Raw genomic sequence first — 22,036 nt, forward strand, 5'->3', positions numbered from 1 at the left:
TATTTCATAAGGATTAATAAACCGGTTTGTCATAGTTAACGTGAAAGGAAAATATATGAGCAAGCGGACATTATTGAGTCTACTGATTGCGGGGGCCTGCGTGGCGCCGTTGATGGCCCAGGCGGATACCCTGCAGGCCGCCAGCAGCGAACCCTATACCATGAAAGCCAGCGACCTGGCGAACAAAGAGAAAGAGCTGACCAACTTTCCGCTGATGCAGTCGGTCAAGGCGACTATCCGCACGCTGGATAACAGCCTGGTGGAGCAGATCGAACCGGGTAAAGCTTCCAACCCGGCGAACGTCAAGCGCGTGGAGAGTATCCTTAAAGAGAGCGACTGGGAGTATCTCTTCCCGCTGCGCGCCAAAGAGTACAGCTACAGCAATTTCCTGAAGGCGGTAGGTAAATTCCCGGCGCTGTGCGACACCTATACCGACGGTCGCGACAGCGAGGCGATCTGCCGTAAAGAGCTGGCCACCATGTTTGCCCACTTTGCCCAGGAAACCGGCGGCCACGAAAGCTGGCGACCGGAAGCTGAATGGCGCCAGGCGCTGGTTTACGTGCGTGAAATGGGCTGGAGCGAAGGCCAGAAGGGCGGCTATAACGGGGAGTGTAACCCGGATGTCTGGCAGGGGCAGACCTGGCCGTGCGGCAAAGATAAAGAGGGTGATTTCTTAAGCTACTTTGGCCGCGGCGCGAAGCAGCTCTCCTATAACTACAACTACGGCCCCTTCTCTGAAGCGATGTATGGCGACGTGCGCACGCTGCTGGATAAACCGGAGCTGGTGGCGGACACCTGGCTGAACCTGGCGAGCGCCATCTTCTTCTTTGCCTACCCGCAGCCGCCAAAACCGAGCATGCTGCAGGTGATTGACGGAACATGGCAGCCGAACGATCACGATAAAGCGAACGGCCTGGTGCCGGGCTTTGGCGTGACCACCCAGATCATCAATGGCGGCGTGGAGTGCGGCGGGCCGACGGAAATTGCGCAGTCGCAGAACCGTATCAAATACTACAAAGAGTTTGCTAACTACCTGAAGGTGCCAGTCGCGCCCGATGAAGTACTCGGCTGCGCCAATATGAAGCAGTTTGACGAAGGTGGCGCCGGCGCGCTGAAGATTTACTGGGAACAGGACTGGGGATGGAGCAGTGATACGCCGGACGGCAAGACCTACGCCTGCCAGCTGGTGGGCTATCAGACGCCGTTCAGCGCCTTCAAAGAGGGCGACTACAGCAAATGCGTGCAGAAATTCTTTAACGTGAACATCGTTAACGATGATGGCTCTGCCACCGACCCGGACGACCAGAAGCCGGATGATGTAACGCCGGTTCCGCCGGAAGATAATACGCCGTCAGACGATACGCCGCCGCCAGCGGTCAACCATGCGCCAGTAGCGCATATAGCCGGACCTATCGGCGCGGTAGACGCCGGTGCGAAGGTTTCCCTTAGCGCCGAAGGGTCGACGGATGAAGATGGTAATCCGCTGACCTATACATGGCGTTCGCAGGATGGTCAGACCGTGACAGGCCTGGATAAAGCGGTGGTAACCTTTAACGCGCCGGAAGCGGCGACGCCCCAGCAGGTGGAGATTAGCCTGACCGTGAGCGACGGCGAGCTGAGCAGCACCACCTCCTACCTGCTGAACGTGAAAGCGAAAGCGGCGACGCCGTCAGAGGATGAAACCTATCCGGCCTGGAGCGCGAACAGCAAGTATAAGGCGGGGGATATCGTGAACAACCACGGTAAGTTGTTCCAGTGTAAGCCTTTCCCGTACAGCGGCTGGTGTAATAACGCGCCAGCCTATTATGAACCGGGTGCCGGTCTGGCATGGGCAGAAGCCTGGAGCGCACTGTAAGTGAGATAACGGCAACCGCAAGGTTGCCGTTTTTTATCAGGGGAAAGGTTAGCGTCGGGTTTGAGTTTGTTGCCACGGCTTATGCCGGGTGGCGGCGATGTACAGAACCCACCTGTAGGCCTGATAAGCGAAGCGCCATCAGGCATCGGTTTTAAGCGTGGTGCCTCGGTTATGCCGGGTGGCGGCGATATACAGAACCCACCTGTAGGCCTGATAAGCGAAGCGCCATCAGGCATCGGGTTTAAGCGTGGTGCCTCGGTTATGCCGGGTGGCGGCGAAGCCTTACCCGGCATACAAAACCCGTCATCGGTTTTTTTAAATGAGGAAGTTAGCGGTGCAGCTTGCCGTGATCCCGCAGCCATGCCGCCGTGCGTTCAATTCCCTCATCCAGCGTCACAATGGGCTGATAGCCCAGCTCCTCTTGCGCGCGGGTGATGTCCAGCGTGAAGTCAAAATTAAGCTTCGACACGCCGTAGTGCGTCAGCGCAGGCTCCTTCGCCGATTTACTGCCAAGACGTTCCATGCTGCGGGCGATCATATCCAGCATCGGGTAGGGCACTGAACGAATGCGGCAGTGAATATTGAGCGAATCGATCAGTTTCTCCACGATGCTGCGCAGCGGACGCGGCTCGCCGTTGGTGATGTTATAGGCGCGCCCGGAAATGAGCCTGTCGCATGCGGGCTGGCTGGCCAGCCACATGGCATGGACGGCGTTTTCGTAGTAGGTCATATCCACCAGCGCATCGCCGCCACGCGGCAGCAGCACGCTGCCGTAATGGTGCATCATCTGCGCCAGGCGCGGGATAAAGACCTTATCATGCGGCCCGAAGAGGCTTTGCGGGCGCAGTACGGTAAAACGGGTGTGGGGGTTCGACTGCGCCAGCAGGTCGATCACCTCTTCGCCTGCCGCCTTGCTGCGGGCAAACTCGCAGGCGAAGCGCGCGGGGCGGAACTCTTCCTTAATATCGCGGTGGTGGTGGTAATCGAAGTAGAGCGACGGAGAGGAGATATGGATAAAGTTGCGTACGCCCCAGGCGACGGCCCACTCTCCCAGACGGCGGGTGGCCCGGACGTTTGCCATATCGAACGCCTCCTGAGTACCCCAGGGGGAGGTAAAGCTGGAGCAGTGCCACAGCGTGTCGATTCCGGCCAGCATCACCTTCGCCTGCGAAGAGACCAGCTCAGTCAGATCTGCATGGACAAATTCGGCGCCCATTTTTTGCAGCAGTTTACCCATCGCTTCGTTGCGACCGGTCGCCCTGACGCTGATGCCTTTACTGCGAAGAAATTCGACCGCGTTTCGGCCTAAGCCGCTGGTGGCGCCGGTAACCAGAACCTTCATATCGATCCATTGTGTTAGAAAGAATTTCGTGCGCATTCTTTCGTGATTTACGCGCTGATGCAATGGGGAAGGTGAAAGAATAAGAGTTTTATTCAGACTTTACAGTCTGCTGCTCTGCCAGGCTGGCAATACGCTGCGCCATACCGCGAAAGATAAACAGGTGCGCCGGGATCATCAGCAGCCAGTAAAACAGCCCCGGCATACCGTGCGGATGCCACCACGCGCGCACGTCCAGCTCGCGGTAATCGCCCTTGTCCCGCAGGGTAAAACAGAGCCGGCCAAGGCCCGGCGCCTTCATGCCGAACAGCAGCGCCAGCTTTTTTTCCGGCTCGACGATGATCACCTTCCAGCTGTCGACGCTGTCGCCGACCGCAAGCCAGGGGCGATCCGGTCGCCCTTTCGCCAGCCGGTGCCCCACCAGATTGTCCATCGCGCCCCGCGTCTGCCAAAGAATGTTACCAAAGAAGTAGCGCTCCTTACCGCCGATCTGGTTGACAACCGCCCACAGCGCCGCACGGCTGGCGGAGGTTTTCACCGTATGACCCGCCTGTTTGGGGTAGTAGCCATACTCGGGCCGCCAGCGGGCAAACGCCTGCGGGTCGTAACCCCAGTCGCTGGAGTTAACCAGCTTCTCTTCCTCTTTCAGCGTCTGGCGAACCGCATCCTCAAAGCGGAGCAGCGGCTGGGGGATCAGCGCCCGCAGCGTGCGATCGTCCGCCAGCAGATCGTGCTTCAGCCCCTGAATCAGCGCTTTTGCCACGGTGGGCGGTACAGAGGTGATAACGTTCAGGAACCAGACCGAGATCCAGCGGGTGGGGAAGGGGAGGGGGATCAATGGACGATGCCGGCCGCTGACCCGCATAAACTGCTCGAACTGCGCCTGATAGCTCAGCACCTCCGGCCCGGCGGCCTCCAGTACGCGGTGATGATCTGCCGGATGGTTTAACAGCTCCACCAGGTAATAAAGCAGGTTTTCCAGCGCGATGGGCGCCGTGCGCGAGCGCACCCAGCGCGGCGGGGTGAGGAGCGGCAGGTTGTAGACCATGTCGCGCATCACCTCGAACGCGGCGGAGCCTGCGCCGACGATAATGCCCGCCCGCAGCTCCGTTAGCGGGATGCCCGCCCCGCGCAGCGTCTCGGCGGTGAGCTGGCGCGCGCGCAGGTGGTCGGACTGCTCGTGCGCGGGCGCCTGGAGCGAGCTTAAAAAGATAATTTGCCTGACCGGCGCGAGCAGCAGCGCGTCGCGCACGTTCATCGCCGTCTGGCGCTCGTGCGCGACGAAATCGCCCCCTTCACCCATGCCGTGAACCAGATAGTAAAGGGTATCCACTCCCGCCAGCAGGGCGGGGAGATCGTCAGGCCAGCTGAGATCCACCGTGTGGCAGGAGACATTCGCCAGCGCCAGCTTTTGCAGCCGCCCGACGTTGCGTGCCGCCGCCAGCACCCGATGCCCGCGCTGGCTTAAGGCGCGGACGAGATGCTGGCCGATGTAGCCGCTGGCCCCGAGGACCAGAATCCGTTGCGGCACGTGAACTCCTCAGCGTTGCAAAAACGCCTGCCAGTGTTGAACCACCTCCGCGAGCTGTTCGCGGCTGACGTCAAGATGCATCACCAGCCGCACCACCGCAGAGGCGTTAATCAGCACGCCGCGCGCCTTCATAAACTCGCCCAGCGCGGCGGCATTCTCTTCGCCCACGCGGACAAAGAGCATATTGGTGTCGTGGCGCATCACCTCCGCGCCGATTTCGCGCAGCTGCGCTGCCAGCCACGCGGCGTTCTCGTGATCCTCTTTCAGGCGCGCCACGTTATGTTTCAGCGCATAAAGGCCCGCCGCCGCCAGAATGCCCGCCTGACGCATGCCGCCGCCGGTCATTTTGCGCCAGCGGTTGGCGCGCTTGATGTAGTCGGCGTTACCCACCAGCAGGGAGCCCACCGGGGTGCCCAGCCCTTTGGAGAGACAGATGGTGAAGGAGTCACAGTACTGCGCCACCTCTTTGAGTTCGCAGCCATACTCCACGATGGCGTTGAAGATGCGCGCCCCATCCACATGCAGCCCGAGCCTGCGCTCGCGGGTGAACTCCCACGCCGCTTTCAGGTAGTCGCGCGGCAGCACCTTGCCGTTATGGGTATTTTCGAGGCTCAGCAGTTTAGTGCGGGCAAAATGGATATCGTCAGCCTTGATTTTGGCGGCGACCTTATCGAGCGGCAGGGTGCCGTCCGGTGCGGCGTCAATCGGCTGCGGCTGGATGCTGCCCAGCACCGCCGCGCCGCCCGCTTCATAGAGATAGTTATGCGCCCCCTGGCCGACGATATACTCTTCACCGCGCTCGCAGTGGCTCAGCAGCGCCACCAGGTTAGCCTGGGTGCCGGTGGGCAGGAACAGCGCCGCCTCTTTGCCGCTCAGTTCGGCGGCGTAGCGCTGTAGTTCATTAACCGTCGGGTCATCACCGTACACATCGTCCCCGACCGGGGCGGCCATCATCTCTTCCAGCATGGCGCGGCCCGGACGGGTTACGGTATCACTGCGTAAATCGATCATCTCACATCCCTTGTCTCAGTAAGGTAATGGGAGATGTTTTACCTGAGCCAGTTGGTTTTGGCTAGCTCCATCACCTCGTCGCCGCGCCCGCTGATAATGGCGCGCAGCATATAGAGGCTGAAGCCCTTCGCCTGTTCAAGCTTGATCTGCGGCGGGATCGCCAGCTCCTCTTTGGCGACCACCACATCCACCAGCACCGGTCCGTCGGTGGCGAAGGCGCGCTGAAGCGCCTCATCCACTTCGGAGGCTTTCTCCACGCGGATACCGGTGATGCCACACGCCTCGGCGATGCGGGCAAAGTTGGTCTCGTGCAGATCGGTGCCGTCGGTGAGATAGCCGCCGGCCTTCATCTCCATCGCCACAAAGCCGAGCACGCTGTTGTTAAAGACGATGATTTTGACCGGCAGCTTCATCTGCGCCACCGAGAGAAAATCGCCCATCAGCATGCTGAATCCGCCATCGCCGCACATCGCCACCACCTGCCGTTCCGGGGCGGTCGCTTTGGCGCCCAGCGCCTGCGGCATGGCGTTGGCCATCGAGCCGTGGTTAAAAGAGCCCAGCAGACGACGTTTGCCGTTCATCTTCAGGTAGCGTGCCGCCCAGACGGTGGGCGTGCCCACGTCGCAGGTAAAAATGGCGTCATCGGCGGCAAAGTGGCTGATCTGCTGCGCCAGATATTGCGGGTGAATAGCTTTCTCGCTCGGCTTCGCCAGATCGTCCAGCCCCTTGCGCGCATCTTTATAGTCGCTGAGCGCCTTATCAAGGAATCTGCGGTCGGTTTTCTCTTCAAGATGGGGCAGCAGGGCGGTGAGAGTCGCCTTGATATCGCCCACCAGCGCCATATCCACCTTGCTGTGCGCGCCGATACTGCCGGGATTGATATCGATCTGGATAATTTTCGCGTCGGTCGGGTAGAAGGCGCGGTAGGGGAACTGGGTGCCGAGCAGCACCAGCGTGTCGGCGTTCATCATGGTGTGGAAACCTGACGAGAAGCCGATTAGCCCGGTCATCCCCACGTCATACGGGTTATCGTACTCGACATGCTCCTTGCCGCGCAGGGCATGGACGATGGGGGCTTTGATCTTACCGGCAAACTCAATCAGCTCCTGGTGGGCGCCTGCGCAGCCGCTGCCGCACATCAGGGCGATATTGCTGGAGTAGCGCAGCAGCTGCGCCAGTTTTTTCAGCTCCTCTTCCGCCGGGGTGATCACCGGCTGCGGGGCGTGATACCAGTGGCTGCTGGCGCCTTCCGGGGCAGGTTTCAGCGCCACGTCCCCCGGCAGGACAATCACGGAGACGCCGCGATTCAGCACCGCCTTACGCATGGCGATAGCCAGCACCTGCGGGATCTGCTCCGGCGTGGAGACCAGCTCGCAGTAGTGGCTGCATTCGCGGAACAGCTCTTCCGGATGGGTCTCCTGAAAATAGCCGCTGCCGATTTCGCTGGAGGGGATATGAGCGGCAATCGCCAGCACCGGGACATGGTTACGATGGCAGTCAAAGAGACCGTTGATCAGATGCAGGTTGCCAGGCCCGCAGGAGCCGGCACAAACCGCCAGTTCGCCGGTCAGCTGCGCCTCGGCGCCCGCGGCAAACGCGGCCACCTCTTCATGGCGAGTGGACATCCAGTCGATGGTACCCATGCGATTCAGACTGTCGCTGAGCCCGTTCAGGGAGTCGCCGGTGACTCCCCAGATACGTTTAACCCCGGCCTGTTCAAGAGTTTTCGCTATATAAGCCGCCACGGTTTGTTTCATGGTGGTCCGTCTCCTTTGTTTAAGCGCATTGATAAGCTTAGAAGAAAGTGGCGGTACTGGTGGGCAGGGTAACGACTTGTTACGGGTTTTAAGGAGGCCCCTCACCGTGCGGGGTGTTGTTCACTGCCGTACAGACAGCATAAAAAAGCCCGGCAGCGCGAGCGCGTGCCGGGCCTGAGTGACCACCTCTACTGATTATGCGAGTACCAGGTCGCCCTGCGGGTGACACGAGCAGGCCAGCACATAACCGTCAGCGATTTCCGCGTCGGTCAGCGTCATGGTGCTGCTGACGGTATACTCCCCGGAAACCACTTTGGTTTTACAGCATCCACATACCCCAGCGCGGCAGGCGGCAGCGACGGGTACCTTGTTACTTTCCAGCGCTTCCAGCAGCGTGGTGCCCACGCGGCCAAAGAATGTCTGCGCTGGCTGCAGCTTCGTGAACTTCACTCCGCTGGTGGCCGCTTCCGCGACCGGCGTGAAGAACTGCTCTTTAAAGAAGCGGGTGACGCCGAGCGCCTTCACTTCCTCTTCCACAATCGCCATATAGGGCGCCGGGCCGCAGGTCATCACGGTGCGGGAGGCGATATCCGGCACGCTTTGCAGCAGCTCGCGGCTCAGTCGGCCAGCGACAAAACCGTGGGTGGCGTTATTTTCCGCCACCAGCGTAACCGGGTAGTCGCGCCACTCGTCAGCAAAAATCACATCCTGCGGCGAACGCACGCTGAAAATGACCTGTACGTCAGCCTGCGGGCGGTGTTTCGCCAGCCAGCGGCGCATCGACATAATCGGCGTTACGCCGCAACCGGCTGCCAGCAGCAGGAATTTATCGTCCGCTTTGTCATCGCAGATAAATTCCCCCTGGGCGTCGGAAAGCCAGATGTAATCGCCGCGCTTCACCTCGCCGGTCAGCCACCCGGAGCCTGCGCCGTCGTCAATGCGGCGGACAGTCAGCGTAATGTATTCGCTCACGCCCGGCGTGGACGACAGGGTGTAGGCGCGCAGCGTATCCGCGGAGTTGCGGATACTGACCAGCGCATATTGCCCGGCGCGGTACGGATAGTAGTCATGACACAGCAGGGAGAGCGTCCACACATCCGGCGTCTCCTGATGGATGTGGTGAACCTGCATCCGCCATGGACATTGTGAGGTTGGCATCGTCATGGTTTTCTCCTTACGCGGTCAGCAGCTGCTGCATATCTTCTTCAACGCTGGTTACAGAGCGCAGACCGAATTTCTCGTTCAGCACCGCCAGCAGGTCCGGCGTCAGGAAGCCTGGTGCGGTCGGGCCGGTGACGATGTTGGTCACGCCCAGCGACAGCAGGGTTAGCAGGATCACAATCGCCTTCTGCTCAAACCAGGAGAGCACCAGCGACAGCGGCAGATCGTTCACGCCGCAGCCCAGCTTCTCGGCCAGCGTCACCGCCAGAATGATGGCGGAGTAAGCGTCGTTACACTGCCCGGCATCCACCAGACGTGGCAGTCCTTCAATGTTGCCAAAATCGAGCTTGTTAAAGCGGTACTTGCCGCAGGCGAGCGTCAGGATCAGGCAGTCGTCCGGTACGCGGGTGGCGAAGTCGGTGAAGTAGTTACGTTCGCCACGGGCGCCGTCACAGCCGCCAATCAGGAAGATGTGGCGCAGTTTTTCGCGGCTCACCAGGTCAATCAGCGTATCCGCCGCGCCCAGCAGGGTCTGACGGCCAAAGCCGACGGTAATCAGGTGCGGGATTTCGCTGTAGGGGAAGCCCGCCATCTGCTGCGCCTGGGCGATCACCGGACCGAAGTCGTCGCCTTCCAGGTGGCTCACGCCCGGCCAGCCAACGATGCTGCGGGTCCAGATGCGATCGTCATAGGCGCCCACGGTCGGATCGATGATGCAGTTAGAGGTCATCACGATGGGGCCCGGGAAGCGGGCAAACTCGACCTGCTGGTTCTGCCAGCCGCTACCGTAGTTGCCAACGAGGTGTTTGAACTTGCGCAGCTCCGGGTAGCCGTGCGCCGGCAGCATCTCCCCGTGGGTATAGACGTTAACGCCGGTGCCTTCGGTCTGAATCAGCAGGTTGTGCAGATCTTTCAGGTCGTGACCGGAAATCAGAATGCATTTGCCTTCGGTCGCTTTTACGTTGACCTGGGTCGGCGTCGGGTGGCCGTAGGTGCTGGTTTCGCCAGCGTCCAGAATGCTCATCACCTTAAAGTTCATCTGGCCGATCTCCATGGCGCACTCCAGCAGCGCGTTCATGTCGGCAGGCCAGGTACCGAGCCATGCCATGATTTTATGGTACTGAGCGTAGATATCGTTGTCGTACTGGCCCAGCACGTGGGCATGCTCCATATAGGCCGCCGCGCCTTTCAGGCCGTACAGGCAGAGCAGGCGCAGGCCGAGGATATTTTCACCAATCGCCGCTTTGTCTTTATTCGGGGTAAAGTCCGCCGCCTGGCGCTGCAGTTCGCCCAGATCGTCGCTGACCAGCTGCAGGTCAGCCATCGGGTTATCCACGGTGGCGCTGGCATCCACGTTCAGGCACTGCGCTTTCAGCGCTTCACGCAGGGCGATCGCTTCCCGGGCGTAGCCGACGATGCGCGGAGAGTCGAAGTTAACGTTGGTCAGCGTGGAGAAGAAGGCCCGCGGCGCGAAGCTGTCTACATAATGGTCGATAATGCTGTATTCGCGCGCTTTCACCGCCCACGCCGAGAGCCCCTGGAGGGTGGCAATCAGCAGATCCTGCAGATCGGAGGTTTCAGCGGTTTTCCCGCACATGCCCTGAGCGTAAGAGCAGCCGTTACCTGCCGGAGTACGGATGGTTTGTTCACATTGCACACAAAACATAATCACACCTGTTAAAGTTATATTTTAGATACATGTTTAAGGTTATGATCAGGCCGATGCGGTGAAAAGCGCTTTTTAGGGCAAAGTGGCGGGAGATTGATTTAGCGCAATTTTGGCGGCAGATGCCTACCGCCAGAGGGGTATCAGGCGGAGAAAAACGCCATCAGTATCGGCACCAGCAGGCTCAGAATAAAGCCGTGAACAATGGCGGCAGGCACCATCTCCAGACCACCGGAGCGCTGGAGCACCGGCAGGGTGAAATCCATCGAGGTGGCACCACACAGGCCGAGCGCCGTGGAGCGGCTCTGGCGCACCATACCGGGAATAAGCATGATGGCGATAAGCTCCCGCGCCAGATCGTTGAAGAAAGCGGCGCTGCCAATCACCGGCCCGAAGGATTCGGTGAGCAGGATCCCGGAAAGGGAGTACCAGCCGAAGCCGGAGGCCATCGCCAGGGCGGTTTTCAGCGGCAGATCGAGAATAAACGCGTTAATCACTCCGCCAAGCAGGGAGCTTGCCAGCACGATCACCGCCACAATCATGCCGCGACGATTAAGGACAATCTGCTTTAAGGTCATGCCGTTGTTACGCAGCTGAATACCGATCAGGAAAAGCAGGAAAATTAGCGTATATTCGCTGGCTTCGGTGGCGTGTTGTAAAAATTCCAGCCCGCTCAGGCCGAGTAAAAAGCCGAGCACCACCACGCCGCAGAGCTTTAATGACTCCAGCGCCATGGCCACGCGCGAGGGTAATTTCTCCTGACGGTGCTGATTTTTCCACGGCAGGGAGCGCTCAAGCCAGAGCAGGGCGACAATATTGCAGAGCAGAATCACCACTATCGTGACGGCGGCATAGTGGAAAATAGCCAGCAGGTTACTGGCGAGATTATCGAGAAAAGCCAGGCTTATCCCCATAAAAAAGAGAATAACGTAAACAATCCAGCTGAGCAGACGATTAATTAATCTTAAGGCCGGGGCGTATTGCAGAGGGATGAGATAGCCCACAATAAGTGGCGCTAAGATGATTAACAGTCCTGAAAGCATGAACAGCGGGATCCTTTAATTGGGCGAAACGGCGCCATGACACTACCCAATAATGGCCGCGCAGTAAACTGCTAAAAACGGCAACCCGAAGGCTGCCGTCATGCTTTTATTCTTCGCGCTGCTGAAGCAGGATGCGGTAGATAAGGCCACCCAGAAGCCCGCCGATAATCGGCATTACCCAGAACAGCCACAGCTGATCCAGCGCCCAGCCGCCCTGGAAAATGGCCACCGCGGTGCTGCGCGCCGGGTTGACCGAGGTGTTGGTCACCGGAATGGAGATCAGGTGAATCAGGGTCAACGCCAGACCAATGGCAAGTGGCGCAAAGCCTGCTGGCGCGCGTTTATCCGTGGCGCCATGAATCACCAGCAGAAAACCTGCCGTCAGGACAATCTCAATCACAATGGCAGAGAGCATGGAATAGCCGCCCGGCGAATGTTCCCCGTAGCCGTTGGAGGCAAATCCGCTGGCGGCGGCGTCAAAGCCCGCCTTACCGCTGGCGATAACATACAACACCGCCGCGGCAATAATCCCGCCGACGACCTGCGCGATGATATAGCCAATCACCTCTTTCGCCGGGAAACGGCCGCCTGCCCACAGACCTAAAGTCACCGCCGGATTAAAATGACCGCCGGAAATATGGCCTACGGCATAGGCCATGGTTAATACGGTTAAACCGAAGGCCAGCGCAACCCCCGTAAAGCCAATTCCCAGCTCCGGGAACGCTGCCGCCAGTACCGCGCTGCCGCAGCCGCCAAAAACAAGCCAGAATGTACCGAAACATTCCGCTGCCAATTTTCTTACCATAACCACCTCAATAAAAAAGACCGACAGCAATTCACCTGCCGGTAAATAATCGTCATCGGGGATGACAATAACTGAACCCTTATTTTAAAAACGGTGTCTGCCGTTTCGCTACCTGAATAAAGCGGGTAAATTTGATGTAAGGCATTGCGCAGCCATTCCGTATAAAAAATGTCCGGAAATAATCGACAGAATGGCAGGGGGAATATTTTCCGGGCGGTGATATTTTAGAATTAATATTATTAGAATAATCGTGAAATAACCCGCTATCCTGCCCGCAGGCCAGCCGTTATACTGCGTTGAGAATGAAGGAAAACAGGCTATTTCTGGAGGATGCATGTTGCTTGAACGCGTAGAGGTGGTCGGCTTTCGCGGCATTAACCGTCTGTCGCTGATGCTGGAACAGAACAACGTGCTGATCGGCGAAAACGCCTGGGGTAAATCCAGCCTGCTGGATGCGCTGACGCTGCTGCTCTCCCCGCAGTCCGATCTGTATAGCTTCGTGCGCGAGGATTTCTGGTTCCCGCCCGGGGATATTCAGGGGCGCGAGCACCATCTGCATATCATTCTCACCTTCCGGGAGAGCGAGCCGGGGCGCCACCGCGTACGCCGCTACCGCCCGCTCTCTCCCTGCTGGGTTCCCTGTGACGACAGCTATCAGCGCATCTTCTACCGGCTGGAAGGGGAGCTGGGGGACGATGGCAGCGTCATGACCCTGCGCGGGTTTATGGATGCGAAGGGCAACACCCTGCGCCTCGACGATATCGACGAGCTGGCCCGTCATCTGGTGCGCCTGATGCCGGTTCTGCGCCTGCGCGACGCGCGCTTTATGCGCCGGATCCGTAACGGCACCGTGCCCCACGTGCCGGAGGTGGAGATCACCGCGCGGGAGCTCGATTTCCTGGCGCGTGAACTGGTCTCCCGCCCGCAGAATCTCACCGACGGGCAGATCCGCCAGGGGCTCTCCGCTATGGTCCAGCTGCTGGAGCACTACTTTTCCGAGCAGGGGAGCGGCCCGTCGCGCCATCGCCTGATGCGCCGCCACTCCCACGATGAACAGCGCAGCTGGCGCTATCTGGATATTATCAACCGGATGATCGACCGCCCCGGCGGCCGCACCCACCGCGTGATCCTGCTGGGGCTCTTCTCCACGCTTTTGCAGGCGAAGGGGAGCGTGCGCCTCGACCGCGATGCCCGTCCGCTGCTGCTGGTGGAAGATCCCGAGACGCGTCTGCACCCGATCATGCTCTCCGTGGCATGGCAACTCCTCAACCTGCTGCCGTTACAGCGCATCACCACCACCAACTCGGGGGAGCTGCTGTCGCTGACGCCCGTGGAGCAGGTCTGCCGCCTGGTACGCGAGTCGGCGCGGGTAACCGCGTTCCGGCTCGGGCCGGGCGGGCTGAACGCCGAAGATGGCCGCCGTATCGCCTTTCATATCCGCTTTAACCGCGCCTCTTCGCTCTTTGCCCGCTGCTGGCTGCTGGTAGAGGGGGAGACCGAAACCTGGGTCATCAACGAGCTGGCGCGCCAGTGCGGCCACCATTTTGACGCCGAGGGCATCAAGGTGATTGAGTTTGCCCAGTCCGGCCTTAAGCCGCTGATCAAGTTCGCCCGGCGGATGGGCATCGAGTGGCATGTGCTGGTGGATGGCGACGAGGCGGGGGAAAAATATGCCGCGACGGTGCGCAGCCTGCTCAATAACGACCGGGAGGAGCAGCGCGAGCATCTTACGGAGCTGCCCGCGGCGGATATGGAGCACTTTATGTATCGCCAGGGCTTTGCGGACGTCTTTCACCGGGTGGCGATGATCCCCCCGGGCGTGCCGATGAATATGCGCCGGGTGATTGTCAAAGCGATCCACCGCTCGTCAAAGCCCGACCTGGCGATCGAGGTGGCGACCGAGGCCGGACGCCGGGGCGTGGAGTCGGTGCCGACGCTGCTGCGTAAAATGTTCTCCCGCGTGTTGTGGCTGGCGCGGGGGCGGGCGGACTAGCCGCCCAGGGCGCGGTTCAGCTGTTCTTCAAGGCTGTCGAGCAGCTCGTAGCGGCGGCGGTACCCGGCGCGTTTCTTGCTGGCGATCGCCTCCATCGGTTTACGCGTTATCGCCAGCGGTAGCCGGAAATAGCCCTGAGCCGCCTGACAGCCGCCAACGGAGAGCCAGAAGCTGTCATAATCCGCCTGCATTTTGCCCTCTTTTTTCTTGCGATAGCGCCAGCTCCGGTAGATATGGGTGGCGTTACCCACGGCGACAATCTGCTCCACCGTGAGGAAAGCGCCCAGCGTCATCGCCGCCTCCAGCAACAGACGTTTTGGGAAAAGACCGTGACAGGCTTTGGTCGCCTCCTGGATAAGCGCGTGCGGCACGTGCGCTTTCGCCCCCTGCAGGCCGCCGATAAAGAGCGTCGGCTTACCCTCAAACGGGCAGAGGGTGAAGGTCAGCTCCGCCAGCGTGAGCCCCTCAGCGGTGCAGAACTTCAGCGTCGCCTCGCCCTCTTTATCCAGAAACGGGTCGGCGCACAGGCGCAGGGTAAATGAGACCTCATCTTTGCCGTTAAGGGTCAGGAGCGTAACGCCCTGCGAAGAGAGGTAGCCGTTCATCAGCCTCACCGGCAGCTGCTGGCTCAGGGTGCGATAGTGCCAGGCCAGCGCCCGCAGCGCCTGCCGGCGGGTGACAACCACCGACAGCCACGGACGGTGCAGGCGGCAGGGCAGCCCCGGCTGGGCGTGCAGCAGGGCGAGCATGCGCGGCTCGCGGATGAGATCCTCCAGCAGCTGCGCGGTGCTCCACGGCATGCACAGCGAGCGAAGCATAAACTTGCGGCGGTAAGCCGGGTTTTGCCATGCCAGCCCGGGCGCCAGCGCGCCGGAAGCGAGATATTTGAACAGCTGCCAGCCGGACTCAGGTATGGCCGGACGGGAGGAGGGGGTATCGACAATTGCAGACATGGTCAATCCGGTGCTGATGAGTGAATGCGCTCATTTCAGCAGGGGAATTATCAACGTCTCATCAACCAAATTTTTACAACGCCATAATCTGGGGTTTCGTTGAAGAAGAGTTTAGTTAGAATCAACGAAGGATAACTGAATTTATATCTGGAACATTTATGAACCTGAAGGGAAAACGCAGGAAGCTCTGGCTGCTGCTGGCCATTGTGGTGCTGGTGGGCGGTTACTGGGTCTGGCAGGTACTTAACGCGCCGGTGCCGCAATATCAGACGCTGATTGTCCGCCCCGGCGAGCTGCAGCAAAACGTGCTGGCGACCGGCAAGCTGGATGCGCTGCGCAAAGTGGACGTGGGGGCGCAGGTGAGCGGTCAGCTCAAGACGCTCTCGGTGGAAATTGGCGATAAGGTGAAAAAAGGTCAGCTGCTGGGGGTTATCGACCCGGAGCAGGCGGAAAACCAGATTAAAGAGGTGGAGGCGACGCTGATGGAGCTGCGCGCCCAGCGCGGCCAGGCGGAGGCGGAGCGCAAACTCGCCCAGGTGACGCTCGCCCGTCAGCAGGCGCTGGCCAGAACCCAGGCGGTATCGCGACAGGATCTTGATACTGCGACGACGGAACTGGCGGTGAAACAGGCGCAGATTGGCACCATCGACGCGCAGATCAAGCGTAACCAGGCGTCGCTGGATACCGCGAAAACCAACCTCGACTATACCCGTATCGTGGCCCCCATGGCGGGCGAGGTGACACAAATCACCACCCTCCAGGGGCAGACGGTGATCGCTGCCCAGCAGGCGCCCAATATTCTGACGCTGGCGGATATGAGCACCATGCTGGTCAAAGCGCAGGTCTCCGAGGCGGATGTGATTCACCTTAAGCCGGGGCAGAAAGCCTGGTTTACGGTGCTGGGCGATCCGCAGACCCGCTACGAGGGGGTGCTGAAGGATATCCTGCCGACGCCGGAGAAGGTTAACGACGCTATCTTCTACTACGCCCGCTTTGAGGTGCCGAACCCGCAGGGGGTGCTGCGTCTCGACATGACGGCGCAGGTTCATATTCAGCTGAGCGGCGTTAAAGATGTGCTGACCGTGCCGCTCTCCGCGCTGGGCGATCCGACGGGTAACAATCGCTATAAGGTGAAAATCTTACGCAACGGCGAAGTACGCGAGCGGGAGGTAGAACCTGGCGCGCGTAACGATACCGATGTGGTCATCGTGAAGGGGCTGGAAGAGGGTGACGAGGTGATCACCGGTGAAGCCCAGCCCGGAGCCGCCAAATGACGGCGCTGCTTGAACTCACGGAGATCCGCCGCAGCTACCCCTCCGGGGAGGGCGAGGTGGAGGTGCTCAAGGGCATCTCCCTGCGCGTGGAGGCGGGGGAGATGGTGGCGATCGTGGGGGCTTCCGGCTCCGGTAAATCGACGCTGATGAATATTATCGGCTGTCTGGATAAGCCCACCAGCGGTACCTACCGGGTGGCGGGAACGGATGTCTCCACGCTAGACGGCGACGCGCTCGCCCGCCTGCGGCGCGAGCACTTCGGTTTTATCTTCCAGCGCTATCACCTGCTCTCGCACCTGACCGCGGCGCAAAACGTCGAGGTGCCGGCGGTCTATGCCGGCGTGGAGCGCAAAAAGCGCCTCGAACGGGCGCAGGCGCTGCTGGGACGGCTCGGGCTGGCGGAACGGGTCGGTTATCAGCCCTCGCAGCTCTCCGGCGGGCAGCAGCAGCGCGTCAGTATCGCCCGCGCGCTGATGAACGGCGGGCAGGTGATCCTGGCGGATGAGCCCACCGGCGCGCTCGACAGCCGCTCCGGTGAAGAGGTAATGGCGATCCTCCACCAGCTGCGCGATCAGGGGCATACGGTGATTATCGTCACCCACGATCCGCAGGTGGCGGCGCAGGCGGAACGGATCGTCGAAATCCATGACGGCGTGCTGATAAGCAACCCGCCGCCGAAAGCGGGGCGGGCGGGCGTCCAGCGAGAAACCTTGCCCCCGCCGTCGGGGTGGAGCCAGTTTGCGAGCGGTTTTCGCGAGGCGCTGACCATGGCGTGGCGCGCGCTGGCGGCCAATAAAATGCGCACCCTCCTGACCATGCTGGGGATTATTATCGGCATCGCCTCGGTGGTGTCGATTGTGGTGGTAGGGGATGCGGCCAAGCAGCTGGTGCTGGCGGATATCCGCGCCATCGGCACCAACACTATCGACGTCTATCCCGGCAAAGATTTTGGCGACGATGAGCCGCAGTATCAGCAGGCGCTGAAGTATGACGATCTGCTGGCGATCCAGAAGCAGCCGTGGGTCAACTCCGCCACCCCCGCCGTCTCGCAAAACCTGCGTCTGCGCTACGGCAATATCGACGTGGCGGCCAGCGCCAACGGCGTGAGCGGGGACTATTTTAACGTCTACGGCATGACCTTCAGCGAAGGGGCGACCTTTAACGCCGAGCAGCTGGCGGGCAGGGCGCAGGTAGTGGTGCTGGACGCTAACTCCCGTCGGCAGCTCTTTCCCAATAAGACCCGCGTGGTGGGGGAGGTGATCCTGGTAGGTAACATGCCCGCCACCGTGATCGGGGTAGCCGAGGAGAAGCAGTCGATGTTCGGCAGCAGCAAGATCCTGCGCGTCTGGCTGCCCTACACCACCATCTCCGGGCGGATTATAGGGCAGTCCTGGCTTAACTCCATCACCGTGCGGGTGAAGGAGGGCTACGACAGCGCGCAGGCTGAACAGCAGCTGGAGCGGCTGCTCACCCTCAGGCATGGCAAAAAAGATTTCTTCACCTGGAACATGGACGGCATCTTGAAAACGGCGGAAAAGACCACACGTACTCTTCAGCTGTTCCTGACGCTGGTGGCGGTGATTTCGCTGGTCGTCGGCGGTATCGGGGTGATGAACATCATGCTGGTGTCGGTGACTGAACGCACGCGGGAGATTGGCATCCGCATGGCGGTGGGGGCGCGGGCGAGCGATGTTTTGCAGCAGTTTCTCATCGAGGCGGTGCTGGTTTGCCTGGTGGGCGGCGCGCTGGGGATTGCGCTTTCGATGCTGATCGCCTTTACGCTGCAGCTCTTTTTATCCGGCTGGGAGATTGGCTTTTCGCCGGTGGCGCTGTTTGCCGCGTTTTTATGTTCGACCGTGACCGGGGTTCTGTTCGGCTGGCTGCCCGCCCGCAACGCGGCGCGACTCGACCCGGTGGATGCGCTGTCGCGCGAGTAACGTTGTAAGCCTGTGGCGTCGTGCCGCCGGTTATCTGGCGCAGGGCGTGGTAAATAAAAATGCCAGCCGATCGGGCTGGCATTTTGTCTGCGGGATGTACACAATGAAGCAGAGAGCTATGCAACCGATTCTACTTCGATGGGCACAATAAGGCTCGCATGATTGCCTTTCGGACCCTGGTGGACATCAAACCGGACCGACTGCCCGGCTTTTAGCGTTCTGTATCCATCCATCTGAATGGTGGAGTAATGTGCGAAGATATCTTCGCCGCCGCCTTCAGGGCAGATGAAACCAAACCCTTTGGCATTGTTGAACCACTTTACAGTACCCGTTTCCATGCTTCGACATCCTTCGTATATCTTTTAATGAGATGGAATGAACCGGTGACGGAGTGGGGGCTGTTCAAAACCTCGCCAACTCACGCTTGTACAATTTAGATAAATCGAACTTGCCGTCAAGCGTTTACGGCCTGAGAGGGGGCAATAATCAACCAAAGTTTGAGGCAGTTAACGCTATTGCCAGGGTTTGTGACAGATATCGCGATGGCAGTAATAGATGTTTGTTATCGCACATCTGAAGTAGATTCATAACAGGTATAGTTTCCCGTCAGCGGCGGCAGTGACCGCCGAAAACCGTAACCGATGATGACGACTGACACTGACAATGGGTAAGACGAACGATTGGCTGGATTTTGACCAGTTGGCGGAAGATAAACTGCGCGACGCGCTAAAACCGCCATCTATGTATAAAGTTATGTTAATGAACGATGATTACACGCCGATGGAATTTGTTATTGACGTGCTACAAAAGTTCTTTTCTTATGATGTAGAACGTGCAACGCAACTGATGCTTACCGTTCACTATCAGGGCAAAGCAATCTGCGGGATTTTTACTGCAGAGGTGGCCGAGACGAAAGTCGCCATGGTGAACAAGTATGCGAGGGAGAACGAGCATCCGTTGCTGTGTACGCTGGAAAAAGCCTGATAAGGCAATGAAAATTGGGGGAGGTGCCTATGCTCAATCAAGAACTGGAACTCAGTTTAAACATGGCTTTCGCCAGAGCGCGTGAGCACCGACATGAGTTTATGACCGTCGAGCACCTGCTGCTCGCGCTGCTCAGCAACCCATCTGCCCGCGAAGCGCTGGAAGCCTGCTCCGTGGATCTGGTGGCGCTGCGTCAGGAACTCGAAGCCTTCATCGAACAAACCACGCCGGTCCTGCCTGAGAGCGAAGAGGAACGCGATACCCAGCCGACGCTGAGCTTCCAGCGCGTGCTGCAGCGCGCGGTGTTCCACGTTCAGTCATCCGGGCGCAGCGAAGTGACCGGGGCCAACGTGCTGGTGGCTATCTTCAGCGAACAGGAGTCGCAGGCCGCCTATCTGCTGCGTAAACACGAAGTAAGCCGCCTCGACGTGGTGAACTTCATCTCTCACGGAACGCGCAAAGACGAGCCGAATCAGGCATCGGACTCCAGCAGCCCCATCAACAATCATGATGAGCAAGCAGGCGGGGAGGAACGTATGGAAAACTTCACCACCAACCTTAACCAGCTTGCGCGCGTGGGCGGCATCGATCCGCTAATCGGACGCGACAAAGAGCTTGAGCGCGCCATCCAGGTACTCTGCCGTCGCCGCAAGAACAACCCGCTGCTGGTGGGGGAATCGGGCGTCGGTAAGACCGCCATTGCCGAAGGGCTGGCCTGGCGCATCGTGCAGGGCGACGTACCGGAAGTGATGGCCGACTGCACCATCTATTCGCTGGATATCGGCTCCCTGCTGGCGGGCACCAAATACCGCGGCGATTTTGAGAAGCGCTTTAAGGCGCTGCTCAAACAGCTGGAGCAGGATACCAACAGCATCCTCTTCATCGATGAGATCCACACCATCATCGGCGCTGGGGCCGCTTCAGGCGGGCAGGTGGATGCCGCCAACCTGATCAAACCGCTGCTCTCCAGCGGCAAGATCCGGGTGATGGGCTCCACCACCTACCAGGAGTTCAGCAACATCTTCGAGAAAGACCGCGCGCTGGCGCGTCGTTTCCAGAAAATCGACATTACCGAGCCGTCGGTTGAGGAGACGGTGCAGATCATCAACGGCCTGAAGCCGAAGTATGAAGCGCACCACGACGTACGCTACACCGCCAAAGCGGTACGCGCCGCGGTGGAGCTGGCGGTGAAATATATCAACGACCGTCATCTGCCGGATAAAGCGATTGACGTCATTGACGAAGCGGGCGCCCGCGCCCGTCTGGTGCCGGTGAGCAAGCGCAAGAAAACCGTTAACGTGGCTGATATCGAGTCGGTGGTGGCCCGTATCGCGCGTATCCCTGAGAAGAGCGTCTCTCAGAGCGATCGCGACACGCTGAAGAGCCTGGGCGAGCGCCTGAAAATGCTGGTGTTTGGTCAGGATAAAGCGATTGAAGCCTTAACCGAAGCGATCAAGATGGCCCGCGCCGGGCTGGGGCATGAGCACAAGCCGGTCGGTTCATTCCTGTTTGCCGGGCCTACCGGGGTCGGTAAAACCGAGGTGACGGTACAGCTCTCCAAAGCGCTTGGCATTGAGCTGCTGCGCTTTGATATGTCCGAGTATATGGAGCGCCACACCGTGAGCCGTCTGATCGGTGCGCCTCCGGGCTACGTGGGCTTTGACCAGGGCGGCCTGCTCACCGACGCGGTGATCAAGCATCCGCACGCGGTACTGCTGCTCGATGAGATCGAGAAGGCGCACCCGGACGTGTTCAACATCCTGCTGCAGGTGATGGACAACGGGACGTTGACCGACAACAACGGGCGCAAGGCGGACTTCCGCAACGTGGTGCTGGTAATGACCACCAACGCCGGGGTACGCGAGACCGAGCGTAAGTCCATCGGCCTGATCCAGCAGGATAACAGCACCGATGCGATGGAGGAGATCAAGAAGATCTTTACGCCAGAGTTCCGCAACCGTCTGGACAACATTATCTGGTTCGATCATCTCTCTACCGAGGTGATCCATCAGGTGGTGGACAAGTTCATCGTCGAGCTGCAGGTTCAGCTGGATCAGAAGGGCGTGTCGCTGGAAGTGAGCCAGGAGGCCCGCAACTGGCTGGCCGAGAAAGGCTACGACCGGGCGATGGGCGCCCGCCCGATGGCGCGCGTGATTCAGGACAACCTGAAAAAACCGCTCGCCAACGAGCTGCTGTTTGGTTCGCTGGTGGACGGCGGCCAGGTGACGGTGGCGCTGGATCAGGCGAAAAACGAGCTGACCTACGACTTCCAGAGCGCGCAAAAGCGCAAACCGGAAGCGGCGCACTAAGTTCGCTTTAACGCAAAGCCGGGTTTTTTAACCCGGCTTTTTTGTGTCTGCTCTCTCCCTTCCTCATAAACCATACAACCTATTCCTCTCCTTATGATTAGCGTGAGGTTAAAAGGCCGCACCGGCAGTCCCTCTCTCCTGTGGGGTGAGGGCAGGGCGAGGGGGGATATTCGGCTCGCACTAAAATTTTGCGAGGCGCTTTCCAGTTTCTCGCCATGACGATTGCTGGATAAAATCCCAGTAATAAAATGGCGGCGCACCTGCAAAATCAGGTGCCGGGATTGGCGTCCTGCAAGTGTGTGAGCAGCAATATTTTGCTGTAGGCTTCGTTCGCCCTTAAGTACAGGGTACAATCTGCATCCTGGCGGGCGAATGGGAAGCTTCTTTTGAAGCGCCAGTGCTCACACACGCTGGTACG

16 protein-coding genes are annotated in these 22,036 nt (G+C 59.7%); 6 read left to right on the forward strand and 10 right to left on the reverse strand.

What is annotated here, in order from left to right:
• Positions 1-55: 55 nt before the first annotated feature.
• On the forward strand, positions 56-1,855 hold the full coding sequence (locus tag BN3796_RS11960) for a glycoside hydrolase family 19 protein (RefSeq protein ID WP_061708547.1): 1,800 nt from the start codon (positions 56-58) through the stop codon (positions 1,853-1,855).
• Between the two features lie 328 nt (positions 1,856-2,183).
• Here BN3796_RS11960 and BN3796_RS11965 read toward each other — a convergent pair whose 3' ends face one another.
• The 8 genes from BN3796_RS11965 to aqpZ form a co-directional block, all read right to left on the reverse strand.
• Positions 2,184-3,197, reverse strand: a complete 1,014-nt coding sequence (locus BN3796_RS11965) for an NAD-dependent epimerase/dehydratase family protein (RefSeq protein ID WP_061708548.1) — start codon at positions 3,195-3,197, stop codon at positions 2,184-2,186.
• A gap of 88 nt (positions 3,198-3,285) precedes the next feature.
• Positions 3,286-4,725: an SDR family oxidoreductase gene (locus BN3796_RS11970; RefSeq protein ID WP_061708549.1), complete on the reverse strand. Its 1,440-nt coding sequence runs from the start codon at positions 4,723-4,725 to the stop codon at positions 3,286-3,288.
• A 9-nt stretch (positions 4,726-4,734) separates the two neighbouring features.
• A complete protein-coding gene (ltaE, locus tag BN3796_RS11975) occupies positions 4,735-5,736 on the reverse strand; it encodes a low-specificity L-threonine aldolase (protein WP_061708550.1) in 1,002 nt (333 codons plus the stop codon).
• Between the two features lie 38 nt (positions 5,737-5,774).
• On the reverse strand, positions 5,775-7,493 hold the full coding sequence (gene poxB / locus BN3796_RS11980) for a ubiquinone-dependent pyruvate dehydrogenase (protein WP_061708551.1): 1,719 nt from the start codon (positions 7,491-7,493) through the stop codon (positions 5,775-5,777).
• Positions 7,494-7,688: 195 nt separating this feature from the next.
• The gene (hcr, locus tag BN3796_RS11985) at positions 7,689-8,657 is read right to left on the reverse strand and encodes an NADH oxidoreductase (RefSeq protein ID WP_061708552.1); all 969 of its coding nucleotides are present in this window, start codon (positions 8,655-8,657) and stop codon (positions 7,689-7,691) included.
• Between the two features lie 10 nt (positions 8,658-8,667).
• Complete coding sequence (gene hcp / locus BN3796_RS11990; RefSeq protein WP_061708553.1) at positions 8,668-10,320, reverse strand: hydroxylamine reductase; 1,653 nt, start codon at positions 10,318-10,320, stop codon at positions 8,668-8,670.
• A gap of 143 nt (positions 10,321-10,463) precedes the next feature.
• Positions 10,464-11,363 carry a lysine exporter LysO family protein gene (locus tag BN3796_RS11995; RefSeq protein WP_061708554.1) on the reverse strand — a complete coding sequence of 300 codons (900 nt, stop codon included), beginning with the start codon at positions 11,361-11,363 and terminating at the stop codon, positions 10,464-10,466.
• 106 nt (positions 11,364-11,469) lie between these two features.
• Positions 11,470-12,168, reverse strand: a complete 699-nt coding sequence (gene aqpZ / locus BN3796_RS12000) for an aquaporin Z (RefSeq protein ID WP_061708854.1) — start codon at positions 12,166-12,168, stop codon at positions 11,470-11,472.
• A gap of 334 nt (positions 12,169-12,502) precedes the next feature.
• On the opposite strand from aqpZ, the gene BN3796_RS12005 reads away from it, so the two are divergent.
• Positions 12,503-14,161, forward strand: coding sequence for an ATP-dependent endonuclease (locus tag BN3796_RS12005; protein ID WP_061708555.1), 1,659 nt, complete (start codon positions 12,503-12,505; stop codon positions 14,159-14,161).
• Here the strand turns inward: BN3796_RS12005 and BN3796_RS12010 are convergent.
• Complete coding sequence (locus tag BN3796_RS12010) at positions 14,158-15,114, reverse strand: VirK/YbjX family protein (RefSeq protein WP_061708556.1); 957 nt, start codon at positions 15,112-15,114, stop codon at positions 14,158-14,160. The two genes, BN3796_RS12005 and BN3796_RS12010, sit on opposite strands and share 4 nt — an antisense overlap.
• A gap of 158 nt (positions 15,115-15,272) precedes the next feature.
• On the opposite strand from BN3796_RS12010, the gene macA reads away from it, so the two are divergent.
• Together macA and macB are read left to right on the forward strand one after the other, a co-directional pair.
• Positions 15,273-16,388 carry a macrolide transporter subunit MacA gene (macA, locus tag BN3796_RS12015; protein ID WP_061708557.1) on the forward strand — a complete coding sequence of 372 codons (1,116 nt, stop codon included), beginning with the start codon at positions 15,273-15,275 and terminating at the stop codon, positions 16,386-16,388.
• Positions 16,385-18,325, forward strand: coding sequence for a macrolide ABC transporter ATP-binding protein/permease MacB (macB, locus tag BN3796_RS12020; RefSeq protein WP_061708558.1), 1,941 nt, complete (start codon positions 16,385-16,387; stop codon positions 18,323-18,325). The genes macA and macB overlap by 4 nt, the downstream gene beginning before the upstream one ends.
• Before the next feature lie 116 nt (positions 18,326-18,441).
• Here macB and cspD read toward each other — a convergent pair whose 3' ends face one another.
• Complete coding sequence (gene cspD / locus BN3796_RS12025) at positions 18,442-18,663, reverse strand: cold shock-like protein CspD (RefSeq protein ID WP_061708559.1); 222 nt, start codon at positions 18,661-18,663, stop codon at positions 18,442-18,444.
• Between the two features lie 325 nt (positions 18,664-18,988).
• Here cspD and clpS point away from each other — a divergent pair, with 325 nt between their 5' ends.
• Together clpS and clpA are read left to right on the forward strand one after the other, a co-directional pair.
• Entirely contained in the window at positions 18,989-19,309 is a 321-nt protein-coding gene (clpS, locus tag BN3796_RS12030; protein ID WP_061708560.1) for an ATP-dependent Clp protease adapter ClpS, read from the forward strand.
• A gap of 29 nt (positions 19,310-19,338) precedes the next feature.
• Positions 19,339-21,618 (forward strand): ATP-dependent Clp protease ATP-binding subunit ClpA, encoded by a 2,280-nt coding sequence (clpA, locus tag BN3796_RS12035; protein WP_061708561.1) that lies wholly within the window; start codon positions 19,339-19,341, stop codon positions 21,616-21,618.
• The last annotated feature ends 418 nt before the right edge of the window (positions 21,619-22,036 follow it).

The organism is Pseudenterobacter timonensis (assembly GCF_900021175.1).
Taxonomy (GTDB): Bacteria; Pseudomonadota; Gammaproteobacteria; order Enterobacterales; family Enterobacteriaceae; genus Enterobacter; species Enterobacter timonensis.